General features: G+C 60.8%; 22 protein-coding genes and 1 pseudogene. 4 read left to right on the top strand and 19 right to left on the bottom strand.

What is annotated here, in order from left to right:
- The first annotated feature begins 272 nt into the window (after positions 1 to 272).
- Complete coding sequence (locus OR601_RS00890) at positions 273 to 1,052, top strand: type III pantothenate kinase (protein ID WP_136011598.1); 780 nt, start codon at positions 273 to 275, stop codon at positions 1,050 to 1,052.
- 30 nt (positions 1,053 to 1,082) lie between these two features.
- On the opposite strand, the gene OR601_RS00885 is transcribed toward OR601_RS00890, so the two are convergent.
- The 4 genes from OR601_RS00885 to OR601_RS00870 all read right to left on the bottom strand — a co-directional run bounded on the left by OR601_RS00885 (position 1,083) and on the right by OR601_RS00870 (position 5,150).
- Positions 1,083 to 1,889 carry a biotin--[acetyl-CoA-carboxylase] ligase gene (locus tag OR601_RS00885; protein WP_136011599.1) on the bottom strand — a complete coding sequence of 269 codons (807 nt, stop codon included), beginning with the start codon at positions 1,887 to 1,889 and terminating at the stop codon, positions 1,083 to 1,085.
- Between the two features lie 38 nt (positions 1,890 to 1,927).
- Positions 1,928 to 3,574 (bottom strand): 2-amino-4-hydroxy-6-hydroxymethyldihydropteridine diphosphokinase, encoded by a 1,647-nt coding sequence (folK, locus tag OR601_RS00880; protein WP_136011600.1) that lies wholly within the window; start codon positions 3,572 to 3,574, stop codon positions 1,928 to 1,930.
- Between the two features lie 9 nt (positions 3,575 to 3,583).
- The gene (gene folE, locus OR601_RS00875) at positions 3,584 to 4,174 is read right to left on the bottom strand and encodes a GTP cyclohydrolase I FolE (RefSeq protein WP_136011601.1); all 591 of its coding nucleotides are present in this window, start codon (positions 4,172 to 4,174) and stop codon (positions 3,584 to 3,586) included.
- Between the two features lie 241 nt (positions 4,175 to 4,415).
- Entirely contained in the window at positions 4,416 to 5,150 is a 735-nt protein-coding gene (locus OR601_RS00870) for an NAD-dependent protein deacylase (RefSeq protein ID WP_136011602.1), read from the bottom strand.
- 81 nt (positions 5,151 to 5,231) lie between these two features.
- Between OR601_RS00870 and OR601_RS00865 the strand changes: the two genes are divergently transcribed.
- Positions 5,232 to 6,107: a patatin-like phospholipase family protein gene (locus tag OR601_RS00865; protein WP_136011603.1), complete on the top strand. Its 876-nt coding sequence runs from the start codon at positions 5,232 to 5,234 to the stop codon at positions 6,105 to 6,107.
- Positions 6,108 to 6,274: 167 nt separating this feature from the next.
- On the opposite strand, the gene OR601_RS00860 is transcribed toward OR601_RS00865, so the two are convergent.
- From OR601_RS00860 to OR601_RS00840, 5 genes are all read right to left on the bottom strand, one after another.
- Positions 6,275 to 7,033 (bottom strand): exodeoxyribonuclease III, encoded by a 759-nt coding sequence (locus tag OR601_RS00860; protein WP_136011604.1) that lies wholly within the window; start codon positions 7,031 to 7,033, stop codon positions 6,275 to 6,277.
- Between the two features lie 210 nt (positions 7,034 to 7,243).
- Complete coding sequence (locus OR601_RS00855; protein ID WP_265591866.1) at positions 7,244 to 8,047, bottom strand: PHP domain-containing protein; 804 nt, start codon at positions 8,045 to 8,047, stop codon at positions 7,244 to 7,246.
- A 48-nt stretch (positions 8,048 to 8,095) separates the two neighbouring features.
- A complete protein-coding gene (locus OR601_RS00850) occupies positions 8,096 to 9,280 on the bottom strand; it encodes a pyridoxal phosphate-dependent aminotransferase (RefSeq protein ID WP_265592353.1) in 1,185 nt (394 codons plus the stop codon).
- A 108-nt stretch (positions 9,281 to 9,388) separates the two neighbouring features.
- On the bottom strand, positions 9,389 to 10,210 hold the full coding sequence (locus tag OR601_RS00845) for an ABC transporter permease (protein ID WP_265591865.1): 822 nt from the start codon (positions 10,208 to 10,210) through the stop codon (positions 9,389 to 9,391).
- A complete protein-coding gene (locus OR601_RS00840; protein ID WP_265591864.1) occupies positions 10,207 to 10,926 on the bottom strand; it encodes an ABC transporter ATP-binding protein in 720 nt (239 codons plus the stop codon). The genes OR601_RS00845 and OR601_RS00840 overlap by 4 nt, the downstream gene beginning before the upstream one ends.
- Positions 10,927 to 11,135: 209 nt before the next feature.
- Between OR601_RS00840 and OR601_RS00835 the strand changes: the two genes are divergently transcribed.
- A complete protein-coding gene (locus OR601_RS00835; protein WP_265591863.1) occupies positions 11,136 to 11,513 on the top strand; it encodes a Rossmann-fold NAD(P)-binding domain-containing protein in 378 nt (125 codons plus the stop codon).
- A 24-nt stretch (positions 11,514 to 11,537) separates the two neighbouring features.
- Positions 11,538 to 11,924 (top strand): annotated as a pseudogene (locus tag OR601_RS00830) (NAD(P)-dependent oxidoreductase); the annotation flags it as partial.
- A gap of 204 nt (positions 11,925 to 12,128) precedes the next feature.
- On the opposite strand, the gene OR601_RS00825 reads toward OR601_RS00830, so the two are convergent.
- The 10 genes from OR601_RS00825 to OR601_RS00780 all read right to left on the bottom strand — a co-directional run bounded on the left by OR601_RS00825 (position 12,129) and on the right by OR601_RS00780 (position 20,628).
- On the bottom strand, positions 12,129 to 13,355 hold the full coding sequence (locus OR601_RS00825) for an MFS transporter (protein WP_247647648.1): 1,227 nt from the start codon (positions 13,353 to 13,355) through the stop codon (positions 12,129 to 12,131).
- 122 nt (positions 13,356 to 13,477) lie between these two features.
- Positions 13,478 to 14,329, bottom strand: coding sequence for a PTS system mannose/fructose/sorbose family transporter subunit IID (locus tag OR601_RS00820; RefSeq protein ID WP_265592351.1), 852 nt, complete (start codon positions 14,327 to 14,329; stop codon positions 13,478 to 13,480).
- 4 nt (positions 14,330 to 14,333) lie between these two features.
- On the bottom strand, positions 14,334 to 15,104 hold the full coding sequence (locus tag OR601_RS00815; protein WP_265591862.1) for a PTS mannose/fructose/sorbose/N-acetylgalactosamine transporter subunit IIC: 771 nt from the start codon (positions 15,102 to 15,104) through the stop codon (positions 14,334 to 14,336).
- 39 nt (positions 15,105 to 15,143) lie between these two features.
- Positions 15,144 to 15,614 carry a PTS sugar transporter subunit IIB gene (locus OR601_RS00810; protein WP_136011611.1) on the bottom strand — a complete coding sequence of 157 codons (471 nt, stop codon included), beginning with the start codon at positions 15,612 to 15,614 and terminating at the stop codon, positions 15,144 to 15,146.
- Between the two features lie 65 nt (positions 15,615 to 15,679).
- The gene (locus tag OR601_RS00805) at positions 15,680 to 16,096 is read right to left on the bottom strand and encodes a PTS sugar transporter subunit IIA (RefSeq protein ID WP_168896114.1); all 417 of its coding nucleotides are present in this window, start codon (positions 16,094 to 16,096) and stop codon (positions 15,680 to 15,682) included.
- A 52-nt stretch (positions 16,097 to 16,148) separates the two neighbouring features.
- Positions 16,149 to 17,210: an SIS domain-containing protein gene (locus OR601_RS00800; RefSeq protein WP_168896115.1), complete on the bottom strand. Its 1,062-nt coding sequence runs from the start codon at positions 17,208 to 17,210 to the stop codon at positions 16,149 to 16,151.
- Positions 17,211 to 17,300: 90 nt separating this feature from the next.
- Entirely contained in the window at positions 17,301 to 18,437 is a 1,137-nt protein-coding gene (locus tag OR601_RS00795; protein WP_168896116.1) for an SIS domain-containing protein, read from the bottom strand.
- Positions 18,438 to 18,635: 198 nt separating this feature from the next.
- Complete coding sequence (locus OR601_RS00790) at positions 18,636 to 19,367, bottom strand: GntR family transcriptional regulator (protein ID WP_265591861.1); 732 nt, start codon at positions 19,365 to 19,367, stop codon at positions 18,636 to 18,638.
- On the bottom strand, positions 19,352 to 20,119 hold the full coding sequence (locus OR601_RS00785) for a GntR family transcriptional regulator (protein ID WP_265591860.1): 768 nt from the start codon (positions 20,117 to 20,119) through the stop codon (positions 19,352 to 19,354). The genes OR601_RS00790 and OR601_RS00785 overlap by 16 nt, the downstream gene beginning before the upstream one ends.
- Entirely contained in the window at positions 20,116 to 20,628 is a 513-nt protein-coding gene (locus OR601_RS00780) for a hypothetical protein (protein ID WP_265591859.1), read from the bottom strand. Before OR601_RS00780 ends, OR601_RS00785 begins: the two co-directional genes overlap by 4 nt.
- Positions 20,629 to 20,653 lie beyond the last annotated feature (25 nt).

The raw sequence follows: 20,653 nt of genomic DNA, 5'->3' as shown, positions 1-20,653 counted from the left end.
GACCAGGGCTAAGGGGACGCCCAGGAGCTACCTGGGCGAAACAGCCTTTGTATGATAGCACGCTTCGCGATAGGTGCCATCACCCTCGGCCCAATATGGAGAGCCGGTGAGCTCAAGGAACGCGTTCGCCCTCAAAAGCTGCGGTTTTGTCGCTTGAAGAGACGCTGCGAGGGGCTACCGTGCCTCTCTTGCTAGAGTGTGGGCTAGAACAATTCCGGCGCGCCGCCCTGGAGCTTATCGCGGGCCGGGGCGCACTCTGACGAGGTGAACCTATGTTTTTATCGGTAGATGTGGGAAACACTCAAACCACGCTGGGGCTCATTGGCCCCTCGGGAGACGTATGCCAGTGCTGGCGCGCCCAAACCGATAAGCGCGCCACCTCGGATGAGATCTTGATGATCCTCACCAACTTTTTGGCAGGCCGCGGATACTCCCTGGAGTCTGTGGACGCAGTGGCAGTGGCGTCGGTAGTGCCGTCTCTCCAGCATGCCTGGAACGCCTGTCTGGCGAGGCTGCGAAAGCCCCACCTCATGGTGGGAACGCTCAAAGAGCCGCCCATCCCCATTCGCATGCCCTACCCCACCCAAGTGGGGGCAGACCGCATCGCCAACGCCATGGAAGCGCTGGCTTGCTATGGGGCCCCGGTCATCGTGGTGGATTTTGGCACCGCCACCAATATCGACGTGGTCGCCCCCGACGGCGCCTTTGTGGGGGGAGTCATCGCCCCCGGCATCATGCTTTCTGCCGAGGCCCTCTTCCAGCGCGCCTCCAAGCTTTCTTCCACCCCTATCGAAGTGCCGCCGCATACCATTGGCTCCACCTCGGAAGAGGCGCTTCAAAGCGGCATCGTGGTAGGAGCTGCGGCAATGGCAGAGGGCCTTGTGGCTCGCATTCAAGAAGAGCTTGGCGCCCCTGGCTGCCCGGTGATCGCCACCGGGGGCCTCGCGCGCACCGTCGATGCGGTGTGCACCTGCTTCACCCAGCTCGACCCCCAGCTCACGCTGCGGGGCATCCATCGCATCTGGCGCCATTACCGGGGCGAGCAAGGCTAAACTGCCGAGAAACCCTCCCCCTCCCGCACGCTATTGCGCCTCGGGCTCGCATTCTTGGGCCATCGGTCGCACTGAAGCTTGCTCGAAGGAGAGCTCGTGCTCCTGGCCGTCGGCGCCAACGACAGTGATGCGGCCCCAGCCGTCGATGCCGGCTAGAAGGCCCTCGGCGGCCGCCCGGCCATCGGGCAGAAGCGCCCGAACCGGCTGTCCCATAAGGGGCATCTCGTCAAACCAGGCAGAGAGAATGGGACCCAAGGGGCCCGCAGCCCCGGCGCCCTGACCGATGGCGGCGCTCCAACGCTCGCACTCCCCCTCCATGGCAGCGCAGAGGTCCTGGCCTAGACGGGCGCATTTCTGGGCATCTTGGGCAAGCTCCGGCAAGAACGCCCCCAGCGTTGCCGCAGGACGAGGCTCCGGTGAGCCGCAGCTCGCGAAAGAGGCGGGGGCGCCGGCCACGTTGAGCATGACGGCGGCGGCCACGAAAACCCCGTCGCCATAGCCTGCCTCGCACACCACAGATCCCAACTTGGCGCCCTCTGTCACGATGTCGTTGGGCCAAGCCAGTGCGCAGGGCACACCAGCGGCCTTGAGCGCCTGCACGCAAGCGTAGCCGCAGACAGGGGCAAGGCCGACGAGCAGGCCCATGGGAGCCTGGGGGCGCAAAAGGACGCCCGCGGCCAAGGGGGCCCGGGCATCGAGCCAAAGGTGGCCCTGACGGGCTCGTCCATGGGACTGAGCCCCGACGACGCTCAAGGTACCTGCGGGCTTACCCTCTCGGCCCAGGGTTTTGATGTCGTCCAGAACCGATGCGGCCTCAGGAAGCCAAGAACTCTGCATAATTTCCTTCTTTATATCGCTGCTAACCTAGGATCGCGTTACCACTCGATGGGGCCTAGCTGGGCGCGCACGATACCCACGCGCTCCTCGCGGGGTTTCACCGTCACGCCGGCGTGGCGCAGGTAGCGCGCCGGATCGCGCACCAGGTCCTCCATGGGGACCAGCACAAAGTCGCGCTCGGTGAGACCGGGATGGGGCAGCCTCAGCCGGCTGCCGCCGTGGGTCTCGCCTTCCATAAACACCAGGTCGCAGTCGATGGTGCGAGGCCCGTGGCCCTCCTCGCCCGGCACGCGGGTGCGGCCCAGGGCGTCCTCGATGGCCAGCAGGTGGCCGAGAAGGACTTCCGGCGCCAGCTCGGTACGTATCTCTGCTACCGCGTTGGCCACAGGAGTCGCGATGCCATAGGCAGGATCTGACTCGTAGGCGCGACTCACCGCCACCACGCAGGTGAGGGGGATCTCGTTGATGAGGGCCACGGCGCGGGCCAAATAGCCCAAGCGATCGCCCACGTTGGAGCCCAAAGCCACAAAAGCGCGCACCTGGGCGGGATGAGCGATGGTCCAAAAGCCGTTCAGGGCTTCGGCAGTGTGGGCCACGTCATGCACGCGCAGGATGCGGGCGCCGGCGGCAGCGGCGGCCAGCGCTGCGCCGATAGTGGCAGCGTCGCGCTGGGCAGCCTCGTCCACGCCGGAGATGGCCCCCACAAAGCGCTTGCGGGAGATGGCGCAGCAAATGGGATAGCCCATGGAAGCCATCTGAGCAGTGGCCCGCTGGATGACCACGTCTTCGTCGGCCAGCTTGCCAAAGCCAGGGCCTGGGTCCAACGCGATGCGGTCGTGAGCCACGCCGGCGCGCATGAGGGTGCGGGCTTGATCGCCCAAAAAGCCCATGATGCGGCGCATGATGGGGGCGCTCTCGGGCAGCGTGAAGCGGCGATGGGAGCCAGAGGACAGGCGCACGGTTGGGCTAGTGTACCCCCGAGCGCTGCGGCGCATGACCTCGTCCAGACGGCTGGCGGCAGAGCCTGCAGGCCCTGTAGCGCCCTGGGGCACAGAGGCCGGGGCAGCCTCGCCAGAAGCGACGCCCTCCTGGGCCGCAGCTTCGCCGCCGGTTGCATTCTCAGACGCTCCAGCGGCAGGAGACTCGCCGGCAGCGGGAGCGGGTTTCTCGGCAGCTTCTTGGGCCCGGACGCGAGGGTCGGAGTCCAAAAGCACGGACTTTCGCTGGGGATGGTCGGAGACCTCGCCTGCATGGACTACCACCAAACCGCAGTTGGAGCCGGTGGCCACAGAGACCATGGCGGGGTCGGTGAAGCCGGTGACGTCGTTGACGATGCGCGCCCCCATGCGCAGGGCCATGGCGGCCACCGAGGCATGGCGGGTATCCACCGAGACCAGCGCCCCCGCCCGCGCCAGCTCGCGGATGACAGGCAGGACGCGGCGAGCCTCTTCGTCGGGGTCCACCGGCACAAAGCCGGGGCGCGTAGACTCGCCGCCCACATCGACGATATCTGCACCCTGGTCCAAAAGCTCCAGGCCGCGGGCGATGGCCAGGTCGGCATCGAAGTTCTGGCCGCCGTCGGAGAACGAGTCCGGCGTCACATTGAGCACACCCATGATGCGTGGGCGAGCCAACGACAACTCGCGGTCGCCGCACTGCCAGGTGGCAAAGTCCTCTCTAAGCATGGCGCCTCCTTACGCGTGGGTGCCGTCGAAGATGAGCTTCAGGGCCTCGGCGCGGGTGGTGGGGTTCTTGGCAAAGCAACCCCTCACCGCCGAGGTGGTGGTGCGCGCCCCAGGCTTTCTTACCCCGCGCATGGTCATGCACAGATGCTCGGCCTCCATGATGACTACCACGCCGCGAGGCTCAAGGTTTTCCACGATGGCGTCGGCCACCTGGGCGCAAAGGCGCTCCTGCAGCTGCGGGCGCCTCGCATAGAGCTCCACCGCGCGAGCCAGCTTGGAGATGCCGCAGACCCGACCGTCGTCGCCGGGGATGTAGGCGATGTGGGCCACGCCAAAAAAGGGCAGCAAGTGATGCTCGCACAGGGAGTAAAAGGCGATGTCGCGCACGATAACCACATCATGGCATTCTGCGTCGAAAGTCACCGAGAACAGCTCTTTGGCATCGCGGCCAAGCCCCCCGCAGCACTCCTCCATAGCCCGAGCCACGCGCGCCGGCGTGTCTTTGAGCCCTTCGCGCTCAGGGTCCTCGCCCATGCCCTCAAGCATCAGGCGTACCCCTGCCTCGATCTTTGCCCGATCCATACCGTGCTCGGCCGCCATGGCTCTCCTCTGTCTATGGCGAGGGCCCTTAGGCCCACGCACTCTGACTACAGTCTTCCCTGCCTGCCCTGGGCTGCAGATTTGGAAGATGGTGCTGCTGGTGATCTTTCAAATTGTAGCCTAGGGCAAAAAACGATATTCGCGCCCCGAGGTGCCGAGAAACCCTCGGCCTTCCGGGTCGACCTCTCCTGTGGGCCCTGCCCTGCGTCGTTTAGGAGCGGCACGAGCCCCAAGAGAATCCCTAGAAGTCGAAGGCTTCCTCGATAGGCACGCGGATCATGAGGTCTGCCACCGCGTCCTGGGGCGTAGGCTGAAGGTTCACCATGACGAGCCTCTTGCCGCCAAAAAGCTGCACCAAGCCAGCTACCGGCCACACCACCAAAGAGGTCCCGCCAATGACGAGGGTGTCGCAGCCGGCCACCGCATCGGCTGCGACATTGAGGACCTGCTGGTCAAGGGCCTCTCCATAGAGCACCACATCCGGTTTGATAGGGCCGCCGCACTGGTCGCATACCGGCACTCCCGGCTGATCCAGCACCCATTGGGCCGAGTAGACCTCGCCGCAGCGCAGGCACTTGTTGCGGTGCACCGAGCCATGAAGCTCCAGCACACTTTTGCTGCCAGCCATCTGGTGCAAGCCGTCGATGTTTTGGGTGAGCACCGCCTTCAAGGGGCCGTCCTGCTCTAGCTGGGCCAATTTGTAGTGGGCTTGGTTGGGTTTTGCCCCGCGAGGAATCATCTTTTCTTTGTAAAACCGAAAGAACTCCTCAGGGTGCGTCTCGTAAAACTCGTGGGAGAGCATGGTCTCGGGCGGATAGTCGAACTTCTGATGGTAAAGCCCGTCCACCGAGCGAAAGTCCGGGATGCCGCTGGCCACCGAGACCCCCGCGCCTCCCAGAAACACCAGGTTTTGGCTCTCATCCACTGCTTGGGCCAACGTCTGCCGGGCCTCCGCGATATCAGTTATCAACTCCATAGCTCACTCCTTTGCTCCCACAGTACAATGCCATGATGTTCGATCGGGCTCTACCCGCTCTCCCGTGATTGGAAGTGTGCTATGCCCTACATCGCCAATGCCGCCCTGTGCTTTGAAGGCGGCGGAATGCGCGCAGCCTATACCGGGGCCTTCTCTCAAGCTATCACCGAGGTAGGCCTGGAGTTTCGGTATGTCTGCGGGATCTCGGCCGGCTCCTCGCTCACCGCAAACCATGTGGCCCGCGACCCCCACCGCTCCCGCCTGCAGTTTGTGGACTATGCCGAGGACCCCCGTTTTGGAGGCCTCTCCCACTTTATGCACGGCGACGGCTTCTTTAACTCCGACTACCTCTACGAGGGCTGCGTGGCCTCAGGCGAAGTGCCCATAGCATGGCAAGCCTTCTGCGACAACCCGGCCGAAGCCGTGATGCAGGCGTTCTCTGCCACCACCGGCCGTACGGTGGTATGGCACAAACGCGACTACAAAGACGCCGTCGACCTGGCCAGCCACTGCCGCGCCAGCTCCACCATGCCCCTGCTCATGAACCCCATCGCCATCGACGGCGAAGTGATGTTTGACGGCGGCCTGGGCGAAGGCGCGGGGCTTCCCCACCCCATGGCGCTGGCCGACGGCGCAGAGAAACTCGTGGTCATCACCACACGTCCTCGGGGCTACCGCAAGCAAACCTACGGCACGGCGCACAAGGTGCTCATCCGCCGCACCTTTGGTGCCTACCCCCTGGTTGCCGAGGCCCTCATCACCCGCCCCCAGCGCTACAACGCCGCCCTCGCACAGCTGGAAGAGCTGGAGCGCCAAGGCCGCGCCCTGGTAATCCGCCCCGACACTATGCCGGTGCAAAACTCCACCTTAGACACCCAAAAGCTCGATGAAGCCTGGGACCTGGGCTACATCCAAGCCGCCCGCGACCTAGAGCGCGTCATCGCCTTCTGCCGCTAAGGATCGACTGCACAAGACGCCAAGGGCCCTCCCAAACCGCGAGAGCCCTCCATGCTCAGATCGTTCACAAGACTCGCTGCACACGTCCACAAATCCCGCCTTACCGAGAAACCCCAGCACCTGTAGCTTGGGTTTCTTTGGGGCTCGCTGGGGGACTCGCCTGGAGCTTAGATATCCAGCTCCAGCGTGATGGGGCAGTGGTCGGAGCCCTCGATGTCCATGAGACAGGCTGCGCCAGAGATCTTGTCGCGCAGGTCATTGGAGACCAGGAAGTAATCCAGGCGCCAGCCGGTGTTGGAAAGGCGCCCGCGCTCGCGATAGCTCCACCAGGTGTAGGTGTCTGCCTGATCGGGGTGCAAATAGCGGAAGGTATCAGTGAAGCCGGAGTCCAAAAGACGCGTGAGATCGTCGCGCTCAGCGTCGGTGAAGCCTGCATGGCCGGCGTTCTTCTCGGGATCTTTGAGATCGATAGGCTCATGGGCCACATTGAGGTCGCCGCAGAGAATCACTGGCTTGTCCTTGGCCATGTCGTCCAGCAAGTGGGTAAGATGCGCGTCCCACTCCTCACGGATGCTCAGGCGCTGCAGCTGGTCTTGGGAGTTGGGCGAGTAGACCGAGACAAACCAGTAAGGCTCGAACTCGCAGGCACAGATGCGACCCTCGACGTCTGCCACTTCAAGGCCCGTCTTGCGCACCACCTGAATGGGTTTCTCGCGAGAGAAGACCGCCGTGCCGCTGTAGCCTTTTTTCTCGGCATAGGACCAGGTTTGATAGTAGCCCGGCAGATCGAGCTCTACCTGGCCCTCTTGGCATTTGGTCTCCTGGACGCCAAAGCAGTCGGCGTTCTGGGCATCGAAGACTTCCATAAAATTCTTACGCACGATGGCACGAATGCCATTGACGTTCCACGATACAAACTTCTTCAAAGCAGCCCCCTCACAAAGGATGGTCACGCACTGAAGTGTTCCTGCCCAACTAGACTTTGGGGATACGTCAGCACACCCAAGCCACGAAAATCCCAGGGGCCCATGGCGGCCGACATGCGTCTGCCACTGGCAGCTGGAGGCCCTGGCTGGGATGGCTTGTGTGCTGGGTTTTGGCAGGGCCTAAAAGACTGCCAGGGGCGGCATGGACTCCTAGAGCGAGAAGACGGGGGCAGCAGCCTCAAGGAAGGCCTCGGCGGAGCGGGTGGCGACAAGGCGTTCAGGGAAGCCCACGCGCTTGAGCAGCGCCATGGCACGTGGCACGCGGCCCACATCAAAGCTTATGTGGGCGTCGGTGTTGACGGCTATGGAGATGTCGCGCTCGGCGCAGGCACGCACAATGGCCTCGCAACGAGCCTCCATGACAGGGTTGGCGCCGGCACTCAAGTCAAAGCTATGCTCATTGATCTCCACTAGCTTGTGCTGGGCGGCCACCACATCCAGAAGGCTGTCGATGTCGAAGGGAAGCCCCGTGCGGCCAATGTGGCCTAGGATGAGCACCTTGGGATGGCAGACAGCGGCACCATACATGGCTGCGAGCTGCTCGGGAGTGGCTCCGGCAGCAAAACCCTTCTCGTGGACCGAGGCCACCAGATAATCGCAGTCGCGCGTGCACTCCTCCAGCAGGCTGAAGGGCGCACGCCCTTCGCCAAAGAAGCCCGAGGTCTTGTCTTTGGCAGCCCCAAAGAAGGTGCCCTCCAGGTCGACGATGTCTACCTCGGCGCCGCGCAGCAAGGTGACGCCCATCCACTGGCGAGGCCAGCAGTTTTGGTTGACAAAGTGCTGGTACTCCCTAAAATCGCCTGAGACTGATACCAACGGCGAAAAATGGTCGGCGATTCCCAGGATCTCCAACCCGCGATCATGAGCTGCGCGCACATTCTCTTCCACTGTGGAATAGGCATGATAGGAAAAGACGGTATGGGTATGGACGTCGCAGCGGTTTTCCAAGGCCACAGTAGTGCTCCCAAACTTGTATGCCGGCCTCCCGCGGGGGTCGGGCTTTTACTGGCGATAGCTCTCCATCAAAGACGCCCAGGCGCCCATGGAGTTTGCTATGGTCTCACGGGAGACGCAGTAACCCACGCGCACCCAGCCAGAACAACCAAAAGAATCACTGGGCACCGGCAGCAGCTCGAAGGACTTGGCGCGCTCGAAGAAGGCTTGAGCGTCGGGCTCTAAGGCTTTGACCCACAGGTAGAAGGCGCCTTCGGGCTCCACATACTCATAGCCAAGGCCAGAGAGGCCGCGGGTAAGGAGGCTGCGGTTCTCGGCATAGGCGACCACGTCTGTAGGGACGTCCACGCAGCGCTCGATGACGCGCTGAAAGAGCGAGGGAGCGCACACAAAGCCCAGGGCACGGGCGGCGCCTGCCACGGCGTTTACCAGCAGGTCGTGATTTGGATTGGTGTTGGGGACAAGCACCCAGCCCACGCGCTCGCCGGGCAAAGACAGCGACTTGGAGTAGGAGTAGCACACCAGCGTGCGGTCGTAGACGCCGGGAACCCAGGGGACCTCGGCTCCGTAGGTGATCTCGCGATAGGGCTCGTCGCTCACCAGATAGATGGTGGAGCCAAAGGTGCGCTCGGCTTTCTCCAGGGCTACGGCCAAACGAGCCAGCGTCTCGGCGTCGTAGACCACGCCCACGGGGTTGTTGGGAGAGTTGATCACCACGGCCTTGGTGCGGGCATTGAGGGCGGCGGCGATGGCCTCCACATCAAGGTTGAAGGTGTCTGGCAGCGCAGGCACCTCGACGCAGGTGGCGCCGGCGGTCTCGATCCACACCTTGTACTCAGGGAAGTAGGGAGAGATCACGATGACCTCGTCGCCGGGGACCACCACCGCGTTGAACACGCAGGAAAGCGAGGCGGCGGCACCCACCGTCATGAAGAAGTCAGAGGCATCGTAGCCCGTGCCAAAGCGGCGGTTGATGGAGTTGGCCACTGCAGATCGGCAGCTCATGAGACCCGCTGCCGGCGTATAGCCGTGGAGCTCCAGCGAAGGCAGCTCCAGGGCCTCTTGAATGGCCTTGCGCACCTGAGGGGGCGCCGGCACCGAGGGGTTTCCCAGCGAGAAGTCGAAGACGTTTTGGGCGCCGATCTGCGCCTTGCGTGCGGCGCCGTAGGCAGCGATCTCGCGGATGGACGATTTTTGCGCACCGTAGTCATACATGGTGGCGTTGACAGGCATGTGATCCATGAAGGCTCCCCTCATTCATACTGAGATAAGTCTAGGCGTTGGTGTGCCTTCTCAACACCCCAGCGCCTTTAGTGTCGCAAGAGCGTAACCCTCATGCCTCTAGGGCCTTGGACCCTTCTGAGAGAGGTCATCTCTAAGGCCCGGCTCCAGATAGTAGCCCTCCGAGCTAAAGCGCCGCTTGTAGGCCAGATAACAGGCAGCCACGATGGCCGCGGTGCTGGCAGCGCTGATCATAAGCAGCACCACGATCTGGTATTTGGCCGCCACCATAGGATCTGCCCCGGCCAGGATCTGGCCGCTCATCATCCCGGGGATCTGCACAATGCCAGCGGCACACATGGTAGCCAGGGTAGGCGCCATGCCCGCCGACACTGCCGCCTTGATGGAGGGAAACGCCGCTTCCCGAGGGGTTGCCCCCAGCGCCACCAGCGTATACATCTCCTGGCTGCGCGCGTCCATGTCGGCAAAAAGGCGCTCGATGGCCACCGACACCGAGGAGAGCGCGTTGCCCATCACCATGCCCATAATGGGGATGAGTTGCTGGGCGTTCCACCAAGGCGTCGCGCCGATAACCCCGTCAACCACCACCAGGGCCACCGACACCGACGGCACAAAGATGGAGAGAAAAACGCTGGGGGCTATGCCGTGCACCGTTTTGCGGGTGCGGTCGCAGGCGATCTGGGTGGCCGCCAGAGACATCACCGCCACTGCCAATGCAACCCACCAAAAGGTTTGATATTGAAAGAGGTAGCCCAGCACAAAGCCCAAGGCCAGAAGCTGGATGAGCAGGCGGACCGTGGAGATGGTGATGGATTTTACCAGCCCCAAGCGCAGCTTCCAGGAGACCAGGAGGTCCACCGCTATAAGAGCCACTGCGAACAGGAGCTGAGGGTAGCCGATGTTTACCACACCGCCAGTCATGATTTGTCCCTTCCTGCAGCCTCGCGGCGGCTCATCACGCCCTGGGCCAGCACAAAGGTGGCGGTGGCAAATCCGTCGGGAGGCCTATGGCGAATGCGCAGCACAGCCGAGCCTTCTTTTTGTGCCACAGAGCGGCAGAGAAGCCCCACCGCCTTGGCCGACTCATCATCGAGGCCAGCATCTACCTCGTCTAAGAGCAGCACTTTTGGGTGGGTCACAAACGCCCGCAGGAGCGCCACTCGCGCCTGCTGGCCGCCGGAGAGTTGGGAGGCGTCCATATGACAGCTCACCTCGTTAAGATCCACTGCGTCCAAAAGCGCTTGCAGCTCCTCATCAGCTGGAGGAGTGATGCCTGCGTTGACCTTGAGCGTCCAGGGAAGCCTGAGGTTGTCGCCCACCGTGCCGGGCACCAGTACGCTCTGCTGAGGCACCAAACACACCTGACGGCGCCAGGCCACCGGGCTCATCCCATCGGAATCCTGGCCGTTAAGACGCAGAGTGCCGGCGGTTTTGGGGAGCAGTCGAGCACAGACTCTCAAAAGAGTGGTCTTGCCTGAACCCGAGGGGCCGGTGAGATCGTAAACACCCCCAGCCTCCAAGAAAAACGACACGTCCTCGAAGGGCGAGAAAGGCTTTCCATGGCTCAGATAGCGAGTCTTGAGATGCTCTGCTTCAAAGAGCGCCATAACCTCATCTCCCAACCCTTCAGCGAGCATGTCTGCCCCATTAAGGTACCCGGAAGAGACATCTATCAACGGCTAAATGGTCCCTTCATAGGACTTCGCGCCTATGGATTTAGGGAAGTCCTACAAGCGCGTGCACCAAGACCTCATAGGCCTTCATCACGCTCACGGGTCTGCGCGCCTCTGCCGAAACTCCGCTAGCAATCTGTAGGTTAGGATGCACAAGAGAAAGGAGCATTTTTATGAACATCGTCTTGCTCGAGCCCCTCTTGGTGCCCCAAGAAACCATAAATACGCTCGCCGCCCCGCTCAAAGCCGCAGGCCATCGCTTCAAGGCCTACGACACCCCCACCAAAGATCCTGGCCAGCTGATCCAACGAGCCCAGGGCGCCGACATTATCATCATCGACAACACGCCCCTGCCGGCGCAGGTCATCCAAGCCCTCCCCCAACTCAAGTTTGTCGACGTCGCCTTCACTGGAGTAGATCAAGTGGCCCTGGACGCCTGCCGCGCCCGCGGCATCCTCCTGAGCAATTGCGCGGGCTACTCCGACACCTCGGTGGCCGAGCTCGTGTGCGGACTTACCGTAGACCTTTTGCGCCAGATACCCGCCTGCTAGCAGGCAACGCGCAGCGGAGGCACCTCCCAAGGCCTTCTGGGTACCGAGATCGCGGGCAAGACCGTAGGCATTTTGGGCACCGGTCACATTGGAACTCGGGTGGCCCAGCTCTTTTTAGCCTTTGGAGCTCGTGTCTTGGGCTACGCGCGCCATCAAAATCCTCACTGCGTCGCCCTGGGCGTAGAGTATCCGGGCCTCAAAGATCTTCTGACTCACTCAGACATCCTTACGGTGCACCTGCCCCTGACTCCTGAGACGCGGGGTTTTCTCGATGCCGAGAAGATCGCCACCATGAAACCCGGCAGCTATCTGGTGAATTGTGCCCGTGGGCCTATCGTGGACACCCCGGCTCTTGCCCAGGCTCTCACCTCTGGTCATCTTGCTGGGGCCGCTATCGACGTCTTTGACTAGGAGCCGCCGCTACCCTCTACCAACCCACTCCTTAAGGCGCCCCATACGGTACTCACACCTCACGTGGGCTACTTCACTGCCGAAGCCATGGTTCGACGCGCCACCATAGCCTTTGAAAATGTTGCAGCCTATTGCCAGGGTGCGCCGCAGAATCTGGTGATCTAACAAAGCCGCAGGTCACGGGGCGCAGGACCTCTGCGGCAGCTATTCCTTTTTGCTTCTCAGGCACCACCACATGCAAAACGCCGCACCCACCGCTGCGATGATGCACGAGGCGCCAAAAAGCACCCGCTGGACACCAAGGACATCAGCCAAAAAGGGGGCTGCCAACAAGGGCACCACGCCAGCGCTCATGAGGCCAAAGCGCACAAACCCCATGACGCGCCCGAGGGAGGCGATGGGCGTCTCCTGCTGTACCAGCGTCATTTGCACTGGCTCTAAGAAGCCCCAGGCAAAACCATTGACAGCTTGGCCGAGAATGGCCACCCACAAAATGTTGGTTCCCACATAGACCATGGAGCCCACGCCCACCACAAAGAGTGAGCCCAAAAGCAGGCCCAGATTAACCCGGGAAGTGGGTATGCGGGTGAGCACCCAAGCGCCCACCGACGAGGTAAGGCCCACCACGGCAGAGAGCCATCCCAGCCACACGATATCCACCTGAAGGACATCGCGATAGAACAGCGACTCTAAAGAGTCGAAGGCGCCAAAGGCAAAGAAACCTAAAAACCCCGAGACAAAGATGACAAGAAGATCGCGATTGTCAAAGGTCATGCGCGCGCCCTCCACCATGCCCGAGATTACGCCCGTGAGCCTGTCATCTTCGCCGGCAGGCTTTACCCGCTCTTTGCAATCACGGGCAAATAGAAAGGTCACCGCCATGACGACCGCCATGAACAAATAGACTGAGTTAGTGGGCAACACACCCACCAAAAGCCCGCCTGCGACGGGCCCTAGGGTGAAAGCAATGTTGCTATAGAACACCAAAAGGCCGTTGAGCCGTTGCCTGCCCTGCTCGTCTGGCTGAAGGTAGCTTGGATAGGCGTGGGTGGTGGTGTTGAGGAAGCCACCGCAAATCCCCAGAAAAACCGCTGCGAAGATCAAGGACGGCACGCTGATGGGCACAACCCCCATCACGAGGCTCGACACCGCAGCCAAGGCCACTGTAACCATGGCTACCCGGCGCGGCCCAACCCTATCGATGGCCGGCCCTGCCAAGGCGTTGCCAGCCGAGACACATAGATTGCGCACTAAGGTGACCGCGGCAACAAGAAATGCGCCACCAGAAAGATCATAGGTGGCGGCGCCGATGAGGCCCAAGAAGTAGACAGCGTTGTTAGCGCACCACTGGAGTGACTCGATCCAAATCAGGTCGACCTCTGCCCTCGAGAGGCGGGGTTCCTCCATGGTGGCATCGACGGTTCTTCTCATCTTTTATCACACGGCGCAGAGGCGCCCCTTTCCGAGGTAATTCGCAATTCCATCCACCCATCTTGTGACCACACAAAAAGGGCGGCGGCCAACCTCAGCCGGCCGCCGCCCGTCCCTGGGGGTTAAGCCAAGAATCCAAAGTAGACGCCCACTACGCCAAGCAGCATCGATCCTACGATGAGCCACGAGGGGCTTATTTTCTTAGAGAGGAGCCAATAATAAATCCAGAATGCCGCCATGCCCAGCATGCCCGGCATGATGCCGTCGAGGATATCCTGGACCGTCTGCACATTCTCACCCACGCCGATCTCTATGGGGATTGATGCCCAGAACATGTCCACGCTCATGGCTCCGACCACCATGATGCCCACAATGGATACGGCGGTCATCACCTTGGTCATAAGGCCGTTTTCCTGCGCCTTGGCAAGGAAATCCACACCAAGTTCGTAACCTTTCTGGACACCCCAGATCCTCAGCCAAAAGCCGGGGATGTTAAAGATGAGCAAAAAGGCGATGGGGCCAAAGGGGTTGCCCGCTTGGCAAAGAGCGATACCCACAGCGGCAGCGATAACACGAATAGTGGCAAGGAATATAGAATCACCGATGCCTGAGAGCGGGCCCATGAGCGCCGCCTTGACGTCGTTCACCGACTCTGGCTCGATCTCGCCCCTGGCCACACGCTCCTCCATGGAGATGGCCACACCACCCACGAAGGGAGCGAACTGCACAGTGATGTTAAAGAAGGCTAGATGTCGCTCGAGAGCAGCCTTATAGCCCTCGGGGTCGTTCCTATAGATCTTCTTGAGCATGTTTGCAAGCATGAGGCAAAAGGCAATGTTCATCTGCTTGTAGTAGGTCCAGGAGAACTCCATGCCCAAAGACCCCACACCCAAGGCCGATTTAACCAGGTCCTTATGGGTAATCATATCCTCATCTTCGACCTGGTCGCCCAGATTGGTGACATTGAGGTTCATCACATCAGAAGTCATCGTCGTCATCTCCCTCGAGGGCTACCTGAGCTCCCATGTCCATGTTGATAAGATCGAACTTCTCAATGCCAATGATGATGGCAAGGATGGCCACACCCAGCACCGGCACCCCCATGTAGCTGCAGAGCAAGAAGCCCAAGAAGTAGAAGGGAACGAGCTTCTTGGTAATCACAAGACGGCCGAGCATAGCAAAGCCCATGGCAGGAAGCAGGTTTGCCGCGACGCCAAAGCCGTCCAGGATAAAGCTGGGAATCCAGTCGAGGATGCCCTGAACAGCGTCTACGCCAAGAAGGAATGCGCCACCACAGAGCAAGAAGTATTCAAAGCACCCCCAAAGGCCAATGCCCCAGTGCACAGCATAGATGCCTTTAAGATTGCCTTTCTTAGCAAAAGAATCAGCTTTGTCGACAAAGAAGGGCCAAATGGGCTGAAGCAAGTTGCCAATGGCCAGCGAGAGCACTGCAATAGGCATGGCCAAGGCGATGGCTGCCTCCGTGCCCTCGCCAAGCGAGATGGCAAACGCGCACGCGAGCACGCCGCCAATGGTCTCGTTGGGTGGCACGTAGGCGCCGATGGAGATGGATCCCATGAAGAGCAGCTCGAGGCTGGCGCCCACGGCGAGGCCGGTCTGAAGATCACCCAGAGCCAGGCCCACTAGAGGGCACATGACGATGGGTCTGAACATATAAAGTGTGCCCAGCTGGTAATCGAGACACCCGAGGGCACCAATAAGGCCGACGAGTACAGCTTGTACAATCATGATTTTGCCAATCTGTGGAGTGGATTCGAAGGGATAGCCCTAGAGCACGGAGGCAGCGTCAACCTTAGGGTCATCGGCCAAAGGCCTGATCTCCACCTCGACGCCCCGGTCGAGAAGTTCGCGGATCATGACCTCCTCCTCTGGCTCGAGGAAGATCTGGCGAGAGACCTCCCGGGTTGTGGGACTCGCCTTGGTGTTGCCCAGGTTGATGCTAGTCACTGCAGGGCAGCGATCGGCAAGCTCTTTAGCCTCGGCGATGGTTTGCACGCTGACGATCATGCGGTACTTATCGGTAACGCCAGAATTGATGGCTTCGACGGCATGGTCCATATCCTTGATGACCAACTTGCAGCCAGCGGGCTTGCCCAACTTGAGCGTAGTCTTCCATACAGGATCGTTGGCGACGTGGTCGCCAACGCAAAAGACGCAGTTGGCACCCAGTCCCTGGCACCACGAAACAGCGACTTGCCCATGGAGCAATCGATGATCGACCCTCAACAATAGAATCATTTTTAATACCCCCAGGAATTAGAGACGAACGGATGGATGTGCAAGCCCAAACCTCAAAGCCGGTCTCAAAACTCCTCTTCCTCGACATCCTCAGATGCCACGAGATCGTTCACATATTTAGGCGCCACATCCGGCGAAGCCACGGCTTGGCGCACCACCTCCTCAATGGGTTCGGCGGGATCGGAGAAGAGCAGGGAGATCAAGAGAGGGAGGCTCATGTTGGCCACCACATGAAGGTTGGGGGTTTTTGCAAGGAGCTTGGTGAACTCATTGCACACCGACCCTCCAAGAATGTCGCAGCACACCACGACCTCGTCATCCCCTGCGCCTACGGCCTCTGTCGCCGCAGCTGCTACGTCGTCGTTGCCATCGACGAACAAACATACCGTCGCGAGGTCCTCGCGCTCCCCCACAAGAAACGCTAAAGCCTCGGCGATCCCCTGGGCGAAGTGGGCGTGGGATGCGATGACGAACCTTCTCATGAGTCTCCCTCCCCTGTGCCGTGGCCAACACCCTGCGGGCCACGGCTACGTGTTAGTACTCGAACTGGTGGTAGTAACGGCGATAGTTGAGGTTATGCTTGGTGACGGTCTCGTAGTAGGCAGCCACGCGATCGGTCACAAGGGATGAGAGAATCCACGGGCTTACGATGGTGCGGAACTCCTTGTCAATGGAGGGCGTCGCAAACTCGTCGATATCGATGACAACGATGTCGTTGTCGCCCGTGCGGCCACTCTTAAGGAACGCCTCCACGCGCTCATCGAGCTTGCGATACTCGTCGACGCCCTTGAAGAGCACCACGGGGACGCCCTCTTCCACAAGCTCGAGAGTGCCATGGAAGAAGTCTGCAGAGCTCACATAGCGCGTGCGCTTCCACTGCATCTCCTCGAGAATGCACATGGCGAACAGAATGGTCTCCCCCCATAGGGCGCCAGAACCCACGAACATGGTGTAAGGGGCAAGGGCATAGGAGCGCGCGATCTTCTCGGCAACGGGCTCGAACGACTTGCGAATATCGATGAGATCGGCCCAGATCCCGCGACACTGCTCGATGAAGCGCTCGTACTCCGGGAAGCACCCGCGGCGCTCAAGGAGCTTAAGACCAAAACAATCAGCGAGATAATAACCGCCCTCGCACCCGCCAGCACCGTGGTTGGACGCCATGGCCACGCAGTTTTTCGCACCCACCGCCTTGCCAATGGGGCCGTCGGGCTTGGTCATGGCCACCACGCGCACGCCCATCTCCTTGAGCTTCGCCACGGCCTCGAGGATCTCGGGCGTAGTGCCACTCTCAGAAGCAGTGAGCACCACAGAGCGCTCGGTCATGCGCTTGTGCCCTGCCACGAGCCATTCGGCGGCATGGATGAGATAGACCTCGAGATCCTTGTCGCCGTACTTGTTCATCATGTATTCGAGCTGCATGAGTTCATCCCATGTACCGCCTACGCCCATGAGGAAGATAGCGTCGTAGCCCTCGTCGGCCACGGAATCTGCCATAGCAGCCATGAGCTTGCCGGTCTCATGAAGGGCCTCTCCATCGGCGAGGTAGCCCTCCTGGTCGAAGTGCATGATCTCAACCTTCTCAGTCTCTTTCACGATATTCCTCTCACTCTCTCTCGAATGGTATGGGGCGGTCGGGTACCGGCGGCCACCCTTGGCACAGGCGCTTTAAGGTACGCGCCGTGTCTACAAAGTGGATGCGCGCTGCTCCAGCTTGGCTTGGGCTTCGTCGTAGCCGGCGGCCTTGCTACCAAGCTCGCCCTCATGGGCAGCTAAAAACGGATGGACGTCCCAGGACTTTGTCGCCTCGGCCACCGTCGCTGCCACCACCTGGAAAAATGCGAGATTGGGAATGGCAGTGCAGAGGGGGTTTGCGCAGGAAGGCAAGGGCACCTCAAAGTCCTTGCCCTGGGGATGCGCTGTAAGCAGCCATGCCGAGGGCGTTACCTGAGCCATGACCTGAGCGCAGCGGGCAAGGCGAGGTGAGCCAACGGGGTCGTCTTGGATAAACACGAGGTGGCCGGGGGCCACTTGCATCTCGGGGCCATGCAGGAACTCCTCGCCCTCGAAGGGGGCGGCGCTTATCTTGAGCGTCTCTTGGAACTTGAGGGAGGCCTCCTCGGCAACGCCCCAGGCAGGGCCGTTGCCCACGATGAGAGCGGGAGAGCGGCGAGAAAGCTCGCCTATGTGCCGCTCGACAAAGGCGTCGGCCACGGGCAAGCAGGCACGATGGGCAGCCACGGCGTCCTCGACGGCAGCAAGCCCCTCCACAAGGCCTTGCTGCCCGAGGGTTCCCGCCTCCTCTGCTCCGTAGAGCGCGAAGAACATGAGGAATTCGACCAAAGTGAGCATGCCCTGTGTGACAAAGTCCACCGCCTCGAGCCCGCAACCGTAGTCCACGGCCACATCGGCATGCTCTGCAGCGGGCGATTGGGGGTTTGCCGTAAGCACAACAGAAGGCTTGCCGCGATCGCGCAAAAAGTCGAGAGCCGCTATCACGTTGGTGGAGTAGCCACTTTGAGAAATGACCACGTTGAATGCGTTGGCCGGGTAATCGTGCTCGAAGGCCATGAAGCGCTCCGGGGTCACCACAGATACTTGTTCTTGAAGGGTTTGCGCCATGAAATCGCGGGCGCAATCAGCTGCGTGGCGAGAGGACCCAGAGGCGATGATGCGAATCGCCGGTCCTCCGGGACGCCTGAGCGTCGCTGCATAGGAATCTACCAACCAACAGGTGAGCTCTGCCGAGCGATCGAGGTTCTCGACCATACGATCTTGTGCCGCACGGGCGTAATCGAGCATCGTGGGGATCTTCGACTTCACCGCAGCCTTCCTTACGATCGATGTTTGACGATGGGAAGAGTACAAGTGGGGACTTTTTATAACCATTTGCTATAAACAAGCTAACACTCTTTTGATACCAATTCATGATAACCAGGGGATACCGGCGAACGGTAGTTTATTAAGGGACAAACGGTAGCATTGCCGTGTCCCATCCTCAATGCATGGTCGCGAACACGATCAATAGGTGTAGACGTAACCCCCACGATCACCGAGGTTAAGGGCTCTCACATACTCGACGGATCGACCATCGCTGTCATAGCTCACACAGTCTAGGGTCATGGCGGGATCCCCTGCTCGCACGCGGAGAAGCCCCGCATCCCGTGCTGAAAGCTCGGTCAAACCAAGGACCTCTTGGGTGCCTACCACTTCATGCCCGTACATCGCATAGGTCTCGTAAAGGCTAAAGACAGCCACATCCACAACTTCGATAGCAGGAAAGAGCTCAAGCGGAATAAGGGCGCTCTCAATAGAAACCGGAACGCCGTTAACGCTGTTGAGCCGGCGCACGCCATACACCTCGTCCTCGGGATCTACCCCAAAAAGGTCTGCAAAAAGGGGACCTGCAAGGCGTCGTGAGCGCGAGAGAATGCGCACCGAGGGCTCCGCATCGTGCACTCTAACCATTTCTCGGAACCCCATGCCGGTAGCCTCGGCTCCATCCCAAAGGCTCACCACAAAGGCTCCTTTGCCTTGGACGCGGCGCACAAAGCCGCGATCCACAAGCTCTCCCACGGCGTTTCGCACCGTGAGCCGCGTGCAGCCAAACTCATCTGCCAACTCATTCTCAGAGGGCAAGGCGACGCCGGCTGGATAGTCGCCGCGCTCGATACGTTCGGCAATGATTCGACGAATGCTAAGGTAGAAGGGTTCTTCTCGGGATAGAGCCCCCGGGGTTACGAGAAAAGCCACGGCTTTTTACCCACCTTTCTCTTGAGATGCTCAGGCAGGTCGTTGCTCGCAAAATGATAGCGATCGGCGCGGATGATATGCCGGCTGAACTCCACGGGAAGGCCCGCGTCGTCCTTCTCGACGGCAAGAAAGAAAAGGGCGGCGGCGCCAGGAGCAAGCCCTAAAAGAGGGGCCTCGTCTTCGCGAACCCGCGTCACCGAGATACGCTCTTCGCCATGGGAGATACGAACGCCGTAGTCGCGCTCAAGTACCTCGTAGAGACTTTCCTGGGCGTAATCGTGATTCTCAATACCCGAGAAGCGCTCCCGATCTATCCAGCCAGTCTCTATGGAACAGGGCCTGCCATCTGCCGTCCTCAGCCGCTTGAAAAAAAACACCGGGTCACCAGGGTGTATCGCGAGGCGATGAGCCACATCAGAGGGAGCTTCCTCCACCCCAGAGACCACCAACACGCTGCCCGGCCTCATGCCCACGTCGCGCGCTGCAGCGCCATAGTTGTAGGTTTCTTGAAAAACCATAAGCACCCGTGGATCTGCCACATAGGTGCCCGACCCATGGCGGCTCTCAAGCACATTGCCAGCCACAAGATCGGCAATGGCGCCCCTAAGAGCTGTGCGCGATACTCCCACGAGCTCGCAGAGTTCACGCTCGGGCGGGAGGCGATCGCCTGGGCCAAGCCCACGCGAGGCGATGAGCCAACGAATGCCCTCAGAGGCACGATCCTTGGCGGGTACGGTTAACCCTGTGCTCATTCCTTGCGCTCCGCTCCCCCGGACTTCGCGGCCCCTCTTGCAATCACTGCGTCCATGGAACCCTTTAATTCTTCAGCATAACCACTTAGACTCTTGAACGCTAGGGAGTCTCTGGAGACCTCCCTTGTTATAACGGGAATCTCCAAGCGGGCAACGCCCTCTGCGCCAGAGCGCACCGCCAGCGCCACAGAGAGCCCTAGGCAGCACCCCTTCTCTGCAGCATTACCTCGAGACACTGCGGCAGGATTGGCCATGATGCGAGCAGCTAGGTCGCGATTGTTGCCTTCAGGCTCAGGCGCGCGCTCGACGATTTGGCAGGCCAGAAGATCCGCATCACAAAACACCGCCGGCTCACAGCCAGGAAAACGCACAGCCCAGAGCCCCCGGGAAGCATCCTCTACCACCCAAGGGAGCATCGAGAGGCGCGGCGGCTCAAACAAGACCGACGTCACCGTGAATTCAGGCCCGTTGAAGACCTTTTGCGGATCCTTGTGCCCAAACAGCCCCATGGAGATCTCCCTTGATTGTGTCCCT

Origin of the sequence: Leptogranulimonas caecicola (genome assembly GCF_023168405.1) — a bacterium.
GTDB classification, from domain to species: Bacteria; Actinomycetota; Coriobacteriia; order Coriobacteriales; family Atopobiaceae; genus Leptogranulimonas; species Leptogranulimonas caecicola.
This window is presented reverse-complemented; position numbering and strand designations above follow the sequence as displayed.

Bases quoted from the DNA above. Each gene is read 5' to 3' on its own strand.
- OR601_RS00890 (WP_136011598.1), top strand. From the start codon at position 273: ATGTTTTTATCGGTAGATGTGGGAAACACTCAAACCACGCTGGGGCTC.
- OR601_RS00885 (WP_136011599.1), bottom strand. From the start codon at position 1,889: ATGCAGAGTTCTTGGCTTCCTGAGGCCGCATCGGTTCTGGACGACATC.
- folK (WP_136011600.1), bottom strand. From the start codon at position 3,574: ATGCTTAGAGAGGACTTTGCCACCTGGCAGTGCGGCGACCGCGAGTTG.
- folE (WP_136011601.1), bottom strand. From the start codon at position 4,174: ATGGCGGCCGAGCACGGTATGGATCGGGCAAAGATCGAGGCAGGGGTA.
- OR601_RS00870 (WP_136011602.1), bottom strand. From the start codon at position 5,150: ATGGAGTTGATAACTGATATCGCGGAGGCCCGGCAGACGTTGGCCCAA.
- OR601_RS00865 (WP_136011603.1), top strand. From the start codon at position 5,232: ATGCCCTACATCGCCAATGCCGCCCTGTGCTTTGAAGGCGGCGGAATG.
- OR601_RS00850 (WP_265592353.1), bottom strand. From the start codon at position 9,280: ATGCCTGTCAACGCCACCATGTATGACTACGGTGCGCAAAAATCGTCC.
- OR601_RS00845 (WP_265591865.1), bottom strand. From the start codon at position 10,210: ATGACTGGCGGTGTGGTAAACATCGGCTACCCTCAGCTCCTGTTCGCA.
- OR601_RS00840 (WP_265591864.1), bottom strand. From the start codon at position 10,926: ATGCTCGCTGAAGGGTTGGGAGATGAGGTTATGGCGCTCTTTGAAGCA.
- OR601_RS00835 (WP_265591863.1), top strand. From the start codon at position 11,136: ATGAACATCGTCTTGCTCGAGCCCCTCTTGGTGCCCCAAGAAACCATA.
- OR601_RS00825 (WP_247647648.1), bottom strand. From the start codon at position 13,355: ATGAGAAGAACCGTCGATGCCACCATGGAGGAACCCCGCCTCTCGAGG.
- OR601_RS00820 (WP_265592351.1), bottom strand. From the start codon at position 14,329: ATGAACCTCAATGTCACCAATCTGGGCGACCAGGTCGAAGATGAGGAT.
- OR601_RS00815 (WP_265591862.1), bottom strand. From the start codon at position 15,104: ATGATTGTACAAGCTGTACTCGTCGGCCTTATTGGTGCCCTCGGGTGT.
- OR601_RS00810 (WP_136011611.1), bottom strand. From the start codon at position 15,614: ATGATTCTATTGTTGAGGGTCGATCATCGATTGCTCCATGGGCAAGTC.
- OR601_RS00805 (WP_168896114.1), bottom strand. From the start codon at position 16,096: ATGAGAAGGTTCGTCATCGCATCCCACGCCCACTTCGCCCAGGGGATC.
- OR601_RS00785 (WP_265591860.1), bottom strand. From the start codon at position 20,119: ATGAGCACAGGGTTAACCGTACCCGCCAAGGATCGTGCCTCTGAGGGC.
- OR601_RS00780 (WP_265591859.1), bottom strand. From the start codon at position 20,628: ATGGGGCTGTTTGGGCACAAGGATCCGCAAAAGGTCTTCAACGGGCCT.